The following is a 13,838-nucleotide window of genomic DNA, read 5'->3' on the forward strand; positions in this document are numbered from 1 at the left end:
CAGAATTATCGCGGCGACTGATAAATCAAAATACAAAAAAGGCGATATATTGTGGATTGACCCAGAATTTTTTGAATTACAACAAGGGACGGGCAAATCCAAAATTGTGCTTTACGATAAAATTTATTATGCGGTGGGTTGTTATTCATCGCGCGGTTACCGCGAGTTTAAAACAACGGGTGACTATCAAAATGATGTCGCTGCATTCATGTTTATCCCTATCGGAAAAAAATCAGAAAAACGTTGGTATTTCTGAACGAGAGGTCATTAATTACCCTCAAGAGCCAATCGTTGGTGAAACAATAGATTTAGCGACTTTTTATATTGGCAATGAAGTGTTTGCTTTTACGGCGCATGATGTCTTAGAAGCTGTCGATGTTTCGTTATTAAATTACTTACCCGGTGTAAAATCTTATATTTTAGGCAGTGTTATTTATTCCGATAACAGCCCTAATGGGCATGGCGAGCATGTGCCCATTATCGTTATCGATGGCAAAATCTTAACTCAAACTAAGCCGGTTCAAAATAATAGGGAAAAGTTAACAGGCGAAATTATTGTGGTGCGCACCAAAAAAGGCTTGATAGGCTTACTCGTTGATGCGCTAGATGCTATTCCCACTTTTGAAAAAGGGCAAATGCGCAAATTAAGTGAGCTATTGCGTAGCGACGGAGGTTACATCAAAGCGTTGGTTAATATTCAAGACAGTAGCGTACCCGGTAAAATGCTGGTTGTGCTTGATCAAGACTTAATCCTATCAGCTGTCCGAAAAGAACAGCCGGTAATGGATTTAGAGTACTAAAGAGAAATGTTCATTTATCATTTTTCGTCAGCGCCAAATGGCTAAATATCCTCGCTGAACACTATGGCATAGCCACCGCTAACGTGATGTCCGGATATAGACCAAGACCAAGCGTGTTTCTTTTACCGTTAAACCGATAATCAAACATCCATCGCTTAACACCGTCGGTTTTAACGAGCAACGACAAACCGCCGCCATCACTGATTTTATAATCTTTTTCCTGCGATTTGGCAGCCCTGTACGCCGTATCTTTATTGAGTTTGGTAGCCCTAATGGAGTACTCCCAATTGATTTTTGGAATACTGGATAGTCAATTTAAGTCCAGCACTCCTCTTAATACTCCTCTTTTTTCGTATTTAGCTGGATTTCATTGGACAATAAAAAACCCGCTAAGCCAGATAACTTGCGGGTTTGTGTATTTCGTTGAACTTCTTAAAATGCTTATTTGGTACCGATGGCCGGACTCGAACCGGCATGACTTTCGTCACCACCCCCTCAAGATGGCGTGTCTACCAATTTCACCACATCGGCATATTGTTATTTCTGTTCAGGTTTTGCTTCTGAAGCTGGTTGTGCAACAGATTCTGAAGAAACAGCAGGTTGCTGTGCTGCCTCAGTTTTTTGTACTTCAGATGTTGCTGCAGGCGCGGTAGTTGCTGTCGGTGCGTTTGAGACTGGCGCTTCAGAAATTGGCTGAGCAGGCAATGTATTCGTTTCAGGTTGTTTATCAGGAACGGGGTTTGGAATTGTAATGCTTTGTTGCTCAGCTTCTTGGCTCATTAAATCATAATTGGTATTTTTCTTCCCATTTAAGACCGATAAACCTAAGCTAGTCATAAAAAATAAAGTGGCAAATATGGCTGTAGTTCTGGTTAAAAATGACCCTGCGCCTTGTGCGCCGAAAACAGAAGCAGAAGCACCAGCACCAAACGTTGCACCTGCGTCTGCACCCTTGCCATGCTGAATTAAGATGAGTCCTATAATACCTAAGCCTAGCAAAACATGAATGACAATAATTATTTGGTACATGTAGTTATTATTTTTATATTGAATTGTAGATTTTTAAAAATGAGTCGGCATCTAAAGAGGCTCCACCAATGAGACCACCATCGATGTCAGGCATAGCAAACAAGCCTTTGGCATTGTCTGGTTTAGCACTTCCGCCGTATAAAATTTGGATTTTTTCAGCAATACTTGCGTCTTTTGCTGCTATATACTGGCGAATGTGTTGATGAACCTCTTGCGCTTGTTGGTCAGTAGCGGTTTTACCCGTGCCTATTGCCCACACCGGCTCATAAGCAATAACCGCCGCACTTAAAGCATTGATGCCTGCTAGATTGATAACGGCATCTAATTGTTGCTCGACAACAGCAAAGGTTTGGTCTGCTTCGCGTTGCTCTAAGGTCTCGCCAATGCACAAAATAGGGATAAGCTGTTGTGTTTGGGCTTGGCAAAAACGCTCAGCAACGGATTGATCAGTATCACCATAATACGTGCGGCGTTCAGAGTGCCCGACTAATACATATTGGCAACCGAATTCTTTCAACATGCTGGCAGAAACTTCGCTGTATAAGCACCTGATGCTTTATCAGCAACATTTTTGTGCACCTAAGCCTAACTTAGTACCTTGAGTAAGCTCGCTTAAGCTTGGTAAATAGACAAAAGGAGCGCAAATGGCAATAGCTGCGCTATTATCACCTAAACCAGCGATGATGCTTTGCGCAAGCGCTGTCGCACTCGCGCGTGTGCCGTTCATTTTCCAATTTCCAACAACGAGAGGTTGACGCATTATGACTCCTAGATGCAATAAAACTAGCTATGATATAAGGTTGGGTTTATGTGTTCAAGCACTTATTGCTTTTTTTACTTCATTAGCTAATTCATCAGCGCAATATTGCACAGTCTCTTTATGCTCACCTTCAACCATAACGCGAATTAATGGCTCTGTACCTGAAGCCCTAAGCAAAACACGCCCCTGCTCACCTAGCTTAGATTCTGTAGATTTTATTGCTGCTTGCACTAATTCGTTATGCTCTAAATTTATTTTTTTTGCAGTTTTTAAATTTATGAGTACTTGCGGATATTTTTGCATACCCTTTTTTAATTCATGCAAGGTTTTTCCGCTCGTCTGAATTTCAGCAAGTACTTGCAGTGCCGCTATAATTCCATCGCCTGTTGTAGTCTTGTCTAAGCAGATAATGTGACCGGAGTTCTCGCCCCCTAAGACACTTTGATGTTTATTAATCATCTCCATGACATAGCGGTCACCCACCTTGGCTCTGATTAATTGTATACCTAACTGATTTAAGCTGTGCTCCATCCCTAAATTAGTCATCAGTGTACCAATAACCGGCCCTGTCATTTGCCCTGCAGCAAGCTTGGCCTTTGCAATGATATAAATTAACTCATCACCGTCGACAACTTCACCTTTGTGATCGACCATGATGACTCTATCGCCATCACCGTCTAAAGCGATACCTAAATCAGCTTGTTGTGCTAATACCGTTTGAACTAGCAAATCTGGTTTAGTTGCACCACAGCCGTCGTTAATATTAAGACCATTTGGTGTAGTGCCTATTGCAATAACATTGGCGCCGACTTCAGCAAATACATGTGGTGCAATGTGGTAAGTTGCGCCATGAGCGCAGTCCACCACTATTTTTAGCTTATTGAAATCAAGATTAGGCGAAATACTCGCTTTACAGAATTCTATGTAGCGCCCAGGTGCATCGACAATGCGCTTGGCTTTACCTAATTTTGATGATTCTGCCGTTGTCATCGGTAAATCTAGGTAGTATTCGATTTTTTCTTCGGTTTCATCAGGAAGTTTAGCGCCTTGACTGGAGAAAAATTTAATACCGTTATCGTAATAGGGGTTATGAGAAGCACTGATAACAATACCGGCTTGCGCTCTTAAGGTTCTTGTTAAATAGGCAATCCCCGGCGTTGGCATAGGTCCTAACATACGCGCATTCATACCAGCAGCCGTTAAGCCCGCTTCTAATGCGGATTCAAACATATAACCTGATATTCGGGTATCTTTGCCGACTAAGATAAAATCGTGACCTTCGTTAGCAAAAACTTGACCTGCAGCCCATCCAAGTTTTAATAAGAAATCTGCGGTAATCGGATGCTCACCGACCTTCCCGCGTATACCATCGGTGCCAAAATATTTTTTTGAAGACATGAAGCGTTTAAAGGGTACGAGACTAAAAACTATAAAAGAGAGGTTATAGCCTCTCTTTATATACCGATGCTTTAATTTTGCTGAGCAGTGCTACTAAACGAAGGCTCGGCATTTTTATCATCTTTGCTTTTTAATTCCTCGTAAGACGTATCACCTTTAGGAGGCGTGTCATCCCAGTTTTGCGGAGGCCTAACAGGACGACGTGCCATTAAATCCTCAATTTGGTCTTTATCAATAGTTTCATACTTCATTAACGCATCAGCCATCGCATGTAAGATGTCAATATTTTCTTTGATAATGCGCTCAGCACGTTCGTAGTTTCTATCGATAAACGAACGGATTTCTTCATCAATAGTATGCGATGTTTCTTCTGCAACCGACTTGTGTTGAGTAACAGAACGACCTAAGAAGATTTCACCTTCTTCATCGCTATACGATAATGGGCCTAAACGTTGAGATAATCCCCATTTAGTCACCATATTACGCGCTAATTCGGTAGCTCGCTCTATATCGTTAGAAGCGCCTGTGCTAACTTGCTCCCAACCAAAGACCAATTCTTCTGCGATTCTACCGCCATAAAGACTAGAAATCATACTGTCTAGCTTTTGTTTACTCGCACTATATTGGTCTTTTTCAGGTAAAAACATGGTAATACCTAATGCGCGACCACGCGGCATGATACTGACTTTATAAACTGGGTCGTGTTCTGGCGTTAAGCGACCAACAATTGCATGACCCGCTTCATGATAAGCCGTCATGCGTTTTTCTTTTTCACCCATGACCATGGTATGTCTTTCGGCACCCATGATGAGCTTGTCTTTGGCTTTTTCTAAATCATACATGCTCACTAAGCGCTTATTCATACGCGCAGCAAATAAAGCCGCTTCGTTAATTAAGTTAGCAAGATCAGCACCGGAAAAGCCTGGTGTACCTTGTGCTATGTATTTAATTTCCACATCGTCGGAAACAGGTACTTTTTTCAAATGAACTTTTAATATTTGTTCACGCCCCCTAACGTCAGGCAAACCGACAGTCACCTGACGATCAAAAACGACCTGGACGTAACAAAGCTTTATCTAATACATCCGGTCGATTCGTCGCGGCGATTACGATAATACCTTCATTACCCTCAAAACCGTCCATTTCAACGAGTAATTGGTTTAATGTTTGTTCGCGCTCGTCGTTGCCGCCCCCTAAACCTGCGCCACGTTGACGACCCACAGCGTCGATTTCGTCGATAAATATGATGCAAGGCGCATGTTTTTTGGCTTGATCAAACATATCACGTACACGTGATGCACCGACACCAACAAACATTTCAACAAAATCAGAACCAGAAATCGTGAAAAATGGCACTTTGGCTTCGCCCGCAATAGCGCGAGCTAATAAAGTTTTACCTGTGCCAGGAGGACCAATCATTAACGCGCCGCGTGGAATTTTGCCACCTAAACGCTGATATTTGGCTGGATCTTTTAAGAAATCAACCATTTCAGCGACTTCTTCTTTAGCCTCATCGCAACCTGCAACATCAGCAAACGTCACCTTGATTTGGTCTTCTTCTAGCATTCTTGCTTTACTTTTACCAAAGCTCATAGCGCCTCGACCACCAGCGCCACCACCTTGCATTTGTCGCATAAAGAATACCCATACCGCAACCAATAACAACATGGGACCAAACGACACCAGAAGCTGCATCAGCATAGAGGGTTGTTCGGGCGGTACGGCTTTGATTTCAACGCCATTCGCTAACAAGTCATCGACTAAATGCGGGTCAGATGGCGCATAGGTTTTAAACACCTGGCCACTTTGCATCTTGCCTTTGACGATGTGCTCGTCGATAACAACTTGCTGGACTTGTCCTGTTTTTACCGCTTCGATAAATTGCGAATAAGATAATGACGAGTCTGCTCGGTCGCTTTGTGGCCCAAAGTTGTTAAACAAGGACATTAATACGACTGCGATGACAATCCACAAGACTATATTTTTTATCATGTCGTTCAAATTACACACCCTAAAGCTTATACAGCTACTTAAACTACTAGATTGTATCAGGTTTTTGTTGCCTGAACGTTTGTATATTGAGATAACTCAATGTGTTTTGTTTTTTATATAAGGACTTAATAAGTTATTTAAAGCCCTTAGCTAAAATATATACTTCGTTACTACGGGGCCTAGAAGCTTTCGGCTTTTTGATAACAACCTTATTAAACCTACATTGTATATCTCTATGTAAATTTTCAAAGCCTGAGCCTTGAAAAGCTTTAATTAAGAAACTGCCATTTTTGACTAGCACCTCTTCTGCCATCGCTAAGGCCAATTCGGCTAAATAGACTGATCGCGCTTGATCGGTATCTTTATTACCGCTCATATTCGGCGCCATATCAGACATAATTAAGTTTATTGCTGAATTGTCAAGTATTGCATATAAATTCTGTAAGACCTCTTCTTCAGTGAAGTCCCCTTGAATAATATCTACCCCGGCAATTGCTTCCATTGGCAAAATATCTAGGGCTATAAGTTTACTGTTTTTATCCAATAATTGCCTAGCATATTGTGACCAACCACCCGGAGCAGCACCTAAATCGACGATGTTCATATTAGGCTTTATTAGTTGCTCTTTGTCTTGAATTTCTTTTAGTTTATAGACAGCACGCGAACGATAGCCCTGTGCCTGGGCCATTTTGACATATTCATCGTCGAAATGCTCTTTTAGCCAAAGATGGCTGCTTTTACTTCTTGCCATGCTGCGGTATAGTGCTCAGGTTTTTGTGATAGGAATTTTATGGAAATAATAGACAAGAAAAAGCTAAAAGCCGATGCGCATGGGTTAAAACCGGTTGTGTTAATTGGTCATGCAGGTTTAACCGATGCCGTGCTAGCTGAAATCGAAGCTGCTTTAGCTTATCATGAATTGATTAAGGTTAAGATACGGGCAGAACGCGAGGAACGCAAGCAAATGACAGAAATGATGGTTCAGCGTACTGGCTCAGCGCTCATTCAAACTATAGGGCAAATGACTGTTTTATACAAACGCAACCCTAATAAGTAACCTAACTTGCGCAAGACAAGCTGTTTTGCGCAAGTTTTTGTCTAATTAAACGTATTCTATCGAAATGATTTCGTATTCAGTATTGCCAGCCGGTGCCTTTACGGTAACCACATCGCCCGTCTCTTTTCCAATTAACGCACGCGCAATAGGTGAACCAACAGAAATTCTACCTTCTTTTATGTTAGCTTCGTCTTCTCCAACAATTTGATATTGTACAGTTTTCTCAGTGTCTAAATCTTCAATAACTACTGTCGCACCAAATACGACTTTACCATTGGCATCTAATTTTGTGACATCAATAATTTGAGCGTTTTGATAATTTCGCCTCGATTTCTGCAATACGACCTTCAGCAAAACTTTGTTGCTCACGCGCCGCATGATATTCAGCATTTTCTTTTAAATCACCGTGCTCGCGCGCAGATGCGATAGCCGCAATAATGCGGGGACGTACAACTGTCTTAAGTTCTTCTAACTCCGCTCTTAGCTTTTCTGCGCCTGTCACGGTTAAAGGTGTTTTACTCATTGATTACCACTCCTCTTATTCTTTCTTCCTAATTAATTCAAACTGTTATGTAACTCTTGCAAACAATTGACATTGCCCGCCTCTAATTCGCCTAACGCATAACAAGCGGCTTTTGCACCTGCCATTGTTGTGTAATACGACACGCGATGCTGTAAAGCCTCTCTGCGCATAGTAAATGAATCTGAAATGGCTTTTTTACCTTCGGTGGTATTGATAATTAATTGAATTTGGCCGTTTTTTATCATATCCACGGTATTAGGTCGACCTTCATAAACTTTATAAACTAATTCACAAGGTATACCGGCTTCTTTAAGAATTTTAGCGGTACCACCTGTGGCAACTATTTGATAATTTTTAGCGATTAACATTCTAGCAATTTCAGGCGCTTTAGTTTTATCGGCATCACGAATGCTAAATAATACTTTTCCGCTATGGTCTAGTTTTACTCCGGCAGCACGTTGCGATTTAGCAAACGCTTCACCAAAGGTTTTGCCCACCCCCATAACTTCGCCTGTTGACTTCATTTCAGGCCCTAGTAATGGGTCGACACCTGGGAATTTAACAAAAGGAAACACCGCTTCTTTAACTGAAAAATAAGGTGGAATGCGCTCCTTAGTGACGCCTTGTTGTGTTAACGATTGACCCACCATCACTAATGCGGCAATTTTAGCTAAAGGATACCCAGTTGCTTTAGACACGAATGGCGCTGTTCTTGACGCTCTAGGGTTAACCTCAAGCACATAAATATCATCGCCTTGAACCGCAAATTGCGTATTCATTAAACCTTTAACACCTAATGCTTTGGCGAGTTTGACAACTTGCTCGCGTACCCTATCCTGAATATGCTGAGATAACTCGTAAGGCGGTAATGAGCAAGCAGAATCACCCGAATGCACACCGGCTTGTTCAATATGCTCCATTAAGCCGCCGATTAACAACTGCTCACCATCGTAAATCGCGTCTACATCCATCTCAACAGCATCGTCTAAGAAACGGTCTAATAACACAGGTGAGTCATTAGACACACTAACCGCTTCTTTCATATAACGCTGCAAACCCTCTTCACTAAAAACGATTTCCATTGCTCTACCGCCTAAGACATAAGAAGGCCTTACTACTAATGGATAGCCCAGTTCTTTAGCGGCCGATAAGGCTTGTTCAACCGAACGCGCCGTGCGGTTAGGTGGTTGTTTTAATTCTAAACGCTCAATAAGCTTTTGAAAACGCTCACGATCTTCAGCTAAATCAATAGAATCGGGCGATGTACCAATAATCGGCACGCCTGCCGCTTCTAAAGCACGCGCGAGTTTTAACGGCGTTTGGCCACCATATTGCACAATTACGCCTTTAGGTTGTTCTAAGTGAACAATTTCTAAAACATCTTCTAAAGTCAGCGATTCAAAGTATAAGCGGTCAGACGTATCAAAATCCGTCGAAACAGTTTCTGGGTTGCAATTCACCATAATCGTTTCGTAGCCATTCTCGCGTAACGCAAGCGCAGCATGGACACAACAATAATCAAATTCTATACCTTGACCAATCCGGTTAGGGCCACCACCTAAGATAATAATTTTTTCTCTAGTAGTAACATTCGCTTCGCACTCTTGGTCATACGTCGAATATAAATATGCCGTATCCGAAGAAAATTCTGCCGCACAAGAATCAATGCGCTTATAGACTGGGCGTATGCCGTTTTGATGCCGAATACTACGCACTTCATTTTCTGATGCGTTTAATAACTTAGCCAACCGAATATCGGAAAAACCTTTGCGTTTAAGCTTAAATAACTCATCTTTGCTTAACATCGATAAGGTTTTGGTCGATAACGCTTTTTCACTGCTAACCAAATCATCGATTTGCGCTAAAAACCAAGGATCAATTTTACAAATCTCATGCACTTCCGTTACGCTCATGCCCGCGCGAAACGCATCGGCAACATAACGTAACCGGTCTGGCCCTGGATGACGGATTTCCCGCGTGATGATTTCTACCGCATCTTCGCTTTGCAAATCTATGATTTCATCTAAACCGCTAATGCCAATTTCCAAACCACGTAACGCTTTTTGTAGCGACTCTTGGAAATTACGGCCTATCGCCATAATTTCACCCACCGACTTCATTTGTGTCGTTAAGCGATTATCGGCTTGCGGGAATTTTTCAAACGTAAACCTAGGCACTTTAGTAACGACATAGTCAATACTAGGCTCAAATGAGGCAGGGGTTAAACCACCGGTAATTTCGTTTTTCAACTCATCTAACGTAAAGCCAACGGCCAATTTAGCGGCTACTTTGGCAATAGGAAACCCGGTCGCTTTTGATGCTAATGCTGACGAGCGCGATACGCGTGGATTCATTTCAATAACGATTAAACGGCCGTTTTCAGGGTTAATTGCGACTTGTACGTTAGAGCCACCCGTATCGACACCAATCTCACGTAACACAGCTACTGCCACATTGCGTAAGATTTGATATTCCTTATCAGTTAAGGTTTGTGCCGGTGCTACGGTAATAGAATCACCGGTATGCACACCCATAGGGTCAAAATTTTTCTATCGAACAGACAATAATGCAGTTATCGTTTTTATCCCTAACCACTTCCATTTCGTATTCTTTCCAACCTAATACAGATTCTTCAATCAGTAACTCGTTGGTAGGCGACAACTCTAAACCGCGCTCGCAAATCTCAATAAACTCTTCCCGGTTATAGGCAATACCGCCGCCGCTGCCACCCATAGTAAACGATGGTCTAATAACCGTTGGGTAACCGACTTCTTTTTGTGCCGCTAGCGCCTCTTCCATAGAATGCGCAATTTTAGATTTTGCCACTTCAAAACCTATGCGGCGCATCGCATCGTTAAATAATTGCCTATCTTCGGCTTTATTAATCGCTTCCTTAGTCGCACCTATCATTTCCACGCCGTATTTTGCTAATACGCCGTGCTTATCTAAGGCTAACGCACAATTCAGCGCAGTTTGTCCGCCCATCGTCGGCAATATGGCGTCAGGACGTTCTTTTTCAATAATTTTTTCAACGGTTTGCCAATCTATAGGCTCGATATACACCGCATCCGCCATATCGGGATCGGTCATAATCGTCGCCGGATTGGAATTCACCAAAATCACGCGATAACCTTCTTCGCGTAACGCTTTACAGGCTTGAGTGCCAGAGTAATCGAATTCACAGGCTTGGCCTATCACGATAGGGCCAGCGCCTAATAATAAGATGGATTTTATGTCGGTTCTTTTGGGCATATTCTCTTCAAAAGTTAATATTTTTTCTATTGTCGGCATTACGATAGACTGTTTTTCGTTCTCGCTTTCCTACAGCAATAACGATAACAAGCAATTCGTTATTGCGAACCTCGTACACTAAACGATAACCCACACTGCGTAATTTTATTTTGTAACGATCTTTGCCAATAGGCCGATGGAACACAAGGATTTTCCAGCCGCTCTACCAGTTTTTCCTTAAACTGTTCGCGTATCGTGTTATCAAGTTTACGCCATTCCTTGAGTGCGAGCGGGTGAAATGCTAGTGAGTACATAGTAAGCCATGAATGAATTTATCAGACATTGATTGGCTACATAGCGTGATTATAAATCATCCAGAGAGACAGCGATAAATGCCCTACCATCGTTCATACGAGTACTCGCTAAGGCATTCAACTCATTATTTTCGCGTTGCTCTTCGTCACGATAAAGCTTTAACGCCTCAGCTAATACTTGTTCGATACTTTGTTGCTGGGTTTGTGCGAGAGCGGTAAGCGTTTGCTCAGTTTCAGCATCAAGGTTAAGGATTAGCATAGTTTTGGCTCTGTTGATAATGGTTGAAAAATGGTTTTGAGAAACGCAAGCCGGTTGTTCTCGTTTTTTTCCAGCTTACTAAAAGTGTTGCTATGTAGCAAAGCTTTTAGGCCGATTTGATTTGTGCGAGCAAACCATTAATTGCTTTTTTAACTTCGGATGAAGAAAAAATCTCTTTTAGCGCTTGTTCCAATTTGTCTTGATTATCAGCATCTTTATATTCTCCTCTTCTATCCTCAATTTTTAAGGGGTACAAATCAAAATCATGACTAATTGTAAGAACATGGAAACAATAATTATTAAGAGCAGGAGCAGTAATATCAAATTCTATACTGAAGTTGTCGCCATATGGAGTCCGAATCGTTCTTTGTTCTACACTACCCACTAACAACCCTTGAGTCCTTTTCTCTAATTCCTGCCCCAGTTCTTTTAAAACAGCTAAAGGCGGTTTAACAGTGATTTCTGTATCAATGACACCATCAAAAATCGAGCTTAAATTGGACATTTAATGACCTCCAAGTAGTAAAGACATGTCAAGTTTTATCATTAACGGTAAGTGATCGGAAAATTGACTAGCTGGCTTTCCACGCTCGACAAGACTCTTATCAGCAATTTGGTCAATAACCACTAAAGCATCCGATTTAAAACTAGCTAGCAATGATGGTCGCAGTAAAACCTGATCTAACGTATGCCAAAAAGGGTCAATCATGGTCGGTGATTTATGAAAGTAAGTACCAGGACTGCCGATGGAATCATCACCTAACCGACTCCACATCGGATTATAAAAATATTTTCTATCCATCCCTTGCACGGTACGGCTTTGCTTTAACGCAATCTGTTTATCCATCACGGCATGAAATCCTTCGGCGCTAACCATACCTGTTTCAAATGGATTCATATTAAAATCCCCTATGACTAATGTGCGGGTATGTCCTTGCTTAAGCTCTTGCTTGTCAATCTCATTTGCTATTCTGGTTGCGATAGCCGCCTGTTCGCGCTCATCCATGCGTAATTTACTAGGCAAATGCACAGCGACGAGCAGTAACTCAATACCAAAAGGATGAGTGATTTTTCTAATCACTCCCCATGAATCATCATATACTGGCTCGAACTTATGAAAGCGAGTAAAAAAGGAAATTTTGCTGGATTGCCTAGACGGCGGCACGATAAAGATTCTATGAGTTTTCTTATTTAGAATGGGCAATAGCTGAATATCCGATAAAACATTTTCCGCTAAAACGAATATATCAACATCATAGCAATCACATAGCCATTTAATTTCATCAACAAGCGCTTTTCTGTTGATGTTCCAAAACAACAGTTTCATCGCTTAATACATGCGAACTTAAGTCATCATCGCCACAAACCCATCAAACAACCCTTCCACATCATGCGGCCCTGGGCTCGCTTCTGGATGACCTTGAAAGCTGAACGCAGGTACATCAGTGCGCTTAATACCTTGTAAACTACCGTCAAATAACGAGCGATGCGTCGCGATAAGGTTTGCGGGCAAACTGGCTTCGTTGACGGCAAAGCCATGGTTTTGGCTACTAATCATGACGCGGCCTGTTGCAATATCAATCACGGGGTGATTCGCACCGTGATGACCAAACTTCATTTTCTCAGTTTGCGCACCGCTGGCTAAAGCCAATAATTGATGACCTAAACAAATACCAAACACAGGGATTTGTTCAGTTAACAAGGTTTTAATGGCGTTAATCGCATAATCACAAGGCTCTGGATCGCCAGGACCATTGGATAAAAAGATACCATCTGGCTTTAAGGCTAACACCTCATCGGCTGAAGTGGTTGCAGGCACCACGGTAACACGGCAACCACGATTGACTAATAACCGTAAAATATTGCGTTTAACGCCAAAATCATAAGCGACGACATGTTTGCTTAACTGTTCGGCTGGTTTATGACCTTGTTCTAACGACCACGTATTTTCCCGCCATTCATAACGCGTATGAGTGGTGACTTCTTTCGCTAAATCCAGCCCTTTTAAACCGGCAAAGCCATCAATCGCTTGTAGTGCTAGCCCTTGATCAAGCGTGTCGCCTGCGATAATACATCCACGTTGCGCACCTTTGTCGCGTAACAGCCGTGTTAATCGGCGTGTGTCTATATCGGCAATCGCCACTACACGGTTAGCGCTTAAATAATCCGATAAGCTTTGTTGGCAACGCCAATTGCTAGCTAATAACGGCAAATCACGAATCACTAAGCCCGCCGCATAGACTTGACTAGACTCATTGTCTTCTGAGTTTGTACCAACATTACCTATATGCGGATAGGTTAGCGTTACTATTTGTTTGGCATACGACGGATCACTCAATATCTCTTGATAACCCGTCATTGCGGTATTAAATACCACTTCGCCGACACTTAAGCCGTCTATACCTATGGAGACTCCAGAAAATACAGAGCCATCTTCTAATACTAATAAAGCCGATTTAGCCAAACACCACCTCA

General features: G+C 42.1%; 11 protein-coding genes, 1 tRNA gene and 5 pseudogenes. 3 read left to right on the forward strand and 14 right to left on the reverse strand.

Annotated elements, in window-relative coordinates:
• Together VZ94_RS27865 and VZ94_RS24165 are read left to right on the forward strand one after the other, a co-directional pair.
• A pseudogene (locus tag VZ94_RS27865) lies at positions 1-256 on the forward strand (hypothetical protein); the annotation flags it as partial.
• Positions 192-800, forward strand: coding sequence for a chemotaxis protein CheW (locus tag VZ94_RS24165; protein WP_239649599.1), 609 nt, complete (start codon positions 192-194; stop codon positions 798-800). The pseudogene VZ94_RS27865 and the gene VZ94_RS24165, both read left to right, overlap by 65 nt.
• Before the next feature lie 61 nt (positions 801-861).
• Here VZ94_RS24165 and VZ94_RS32640 read toward each other — a convergent pair whose 3' ends face one another.
• From VZ94_RS32640 to rlmE, 7 genes and pseudogenes are all read right to left on the reverse strand, one after another.
• Positions 862-1,101: an Arm DNA-binding domain-containing protein gene (locus tag VZ94_RS32640; protein WP_204369034.1), complete on the reverse strand. Its 240-nt coding sequence runs from the start codon at positions 1,099-1,101 to the stop codon at positions 862-864.
• 145 nt (positions 1,102-1,246) lie between these two features.
• Positions 1,247-1,331, reverse strand: a tRNA-Leu gene (locus VZ94_RS03600).
• Between the two features lie 6 nt (positions 1,332-1,337).
• Complete coding sequence (gene secG, locus VZ94_RS03605) at positions 1,338-1,829, reverse strand: preprotein translocase subunit SecG (protein WP_045778200.1); 492 nt, start codon at positions 1,827-1,829, stop codon at positions 1,338-1,340.
• A gap of 13 nt (positions 1,830-1,842) precedes the next feature.
• Positions 1,843-2,589: pseudogene (gene tpiA / locus VZ94_RS03610) on the reverse strand (triose-phosphate isomerase).
• A 54-nt stretch (positions 2,590-2,643) separates the two neighbouring features.
• Positions 2,644-3,987, reverse strand: coding sequence for a phosphoglucosamine mutase (glmM, locus tag VZ94_RS03615; RefSeq protein WP_045778201.1), 1,344 nt, complete (start codon positions 3,985-3,987; stop codon positions 2,644-2,646).
• A 71-nt stretch (positions 3,988-4,058) separates the two neighbouring features.
• Positions 4,059-5,979, reverse strand: a pseudogene (gene ftsH, locus VZ94_RS03620) (ATP-dependent zinc metalloprotease FtsH).
• 133 nt (positions 5,980-6,112) lie between these two features.
• Entirely contained in the window at positions 6,113-6,730 is a 618-nt protein-coding gene (gene rlmE / locus VZ94_RS03625; protein WP_045778202.1) for a 23S rRNA (uridine(2552)-2'-O)-methyltransferase RlmE, read from the reverse strand.
• Between the two features lie 39 nt (positions 6,731-6,769).
• Between rlmE and yhbY the strand changes: the two genes are divergently transcribed.
• Positions 6,770-7,036: a ribosome assembly RNA-binding protein YhbY gene (gene yhbY, locus VZ94_RS03630; RefSeq protein ID WP_045778203.1), complete on the forward strand. Its 267-nt coding sequence runs from the start codon at positions 6,770-6,772 to the stop codon at positions 7,034-7,036.
• Between the two features lie 45 nt (positions 7,037-7,081).
• Here the strand turns inward: yhbY and greA are convergent.
• The 7 genes and pseudogenes from greA to carA form a co-directional block, all read right to left on the reverse strand.
• Positions 7,082-7,559 (reverse strand): annotated as a pseudogene (greA, locus tag VZ94_RS03635) (transcription elongation factor GreA).
• Between the two features lie 32 nt (positions 7,560-7,591).
• A pseudogene (gene carB / locus VZ94_RS03640) lies at positions 7,592-10,811 on the reverse strand (carbamoyl-phosphate synthase large subunit).
• Between the two features lie 7 nt (positions 10,812-10,818).
• Entirely contained in the window at positions 10,819-10,995 is a 177-nt protein-coding gene (locus VZ94_RS33040; RefSeq protein ID WP_439097690.1) for a type II toxin-antitoxin system RelE family toxin, read from the reverse strand.
• 158 nt (positions 10,996-11,153) lie between these two features.
• Positions 11,154-11,363 carry a hypothetical protein gene (locus VZ94_RS03645; protein ID WP_045778204.1) on the reverse strand — a complete coding sequence of 70 codons (210 nt, stop codon included), beginning with the start codon at positions 11,361-11,363 and terminating at the stop codon, positions 11,154-11,156.
• A 106-nt stretch (positions 11,364-11,469) separates the two neighbouring features.
• Positions 11,470-11,868 (reverse strand): hypothetical protein, encoded by a 399-nt coding sequence (locus VZ94_RS03650; RefSeq protein ID WP_045778205.1) that lies wholly within the window; start codon positions 11,866-11,868, stop codon positions 11,470-11,472.
• Entirely contained in the window at positions 11,869-12,690 is an 822-nt protein-coding gene (locus VZ94_RS22155) for an endonuclease/exonuclease/phosphatase family protein (RefSeq protein ID WP_052700188.1), read from the reverse strand.
• Positions 12,691-12,708: 18 nt separating this feature from the next.
• A complete protein-coding gene (gene carA, locus VZ94_RS03660) occupies positions 12,709-13,827 on the reverse strand; it encodes a glutamine-hydrolyzing carbamoyl-phosphate synthase small subunit (protein ID WP_045778206.1) in 1,119 nt (372 codons plus the stop codon).
• Between the last annotated feature and the right edge of the window lie 11 nt (positions 13,828-13,838).

Origin of the sequence: Methylocucumis oryzae, from assembly GCF_000963695.1 — a bacterium.
Lineage (GTDB): Bacteria > Pseudomonadota > Gammaproteobacteria > Methylococcales > Methylomonadaceae > Methylovulum > Methylovulum oryzae.

Excerpts from the sequence above, each read along its gene's own strand:
- VZ94_RS24165 (WP_239649599.1), top strand. The coding sequence starts at position 192 with ATGATGTCGCTGCATTCATGTTTATCCCTATCGGAAAAAAATCAGAAA.
- secG (WP_045778200.1), bottom strand. The coding sequence starts at position 1,829 with ATGTACCAAATAATTATTGTCATTCATGTTTTGCTAGGCTTAGGTATT.
- glmM (WP_045778201.1), bottom strand. The coding sequence starts at position 3,987 with ATGTCTTCAAAAAAATATTTTGGCACCGATGGTATACGCGGGAAGGTC.
- rlmE (WP_045778202.1), bottom strand. The coding sequence starts at position 6,730 with ATGGCAAGAAGTAAAAGCAGCCATCTTTGGCTAAAAGAGCATTTCGAC.
- yhbY (WP_045778203.1), top strand. The coding sequence starts at position 6,770 with ATGGAAATAATAGACAAGAAAAAGCTAAAAGCCGATGCGCATGGGTTA.
- VZ94_RS03645 (WP_045778204.1), bottom strand. The coding sequence starts at position 11,363 with ATGCTAATCCTTAACCTTGATGCTGAAACTGAGCAAACGCTTACCGCT.
- VZ94_RS03650 (WP_045778205.1), bottom strand. The coding sequence starts at position 11,868 with ATGTCCAATTTAAGCTCGATTTTTGATGGTGTCATTGATACAGAAATC.
- VZ94_RS22155 (WP_052700188.1), bottom strand. The coding sequence starts at position 12,690 with ATGAAACTGTTGTTTTGGAACATCAACAGAAAAGCGCTTGTTGATGAA.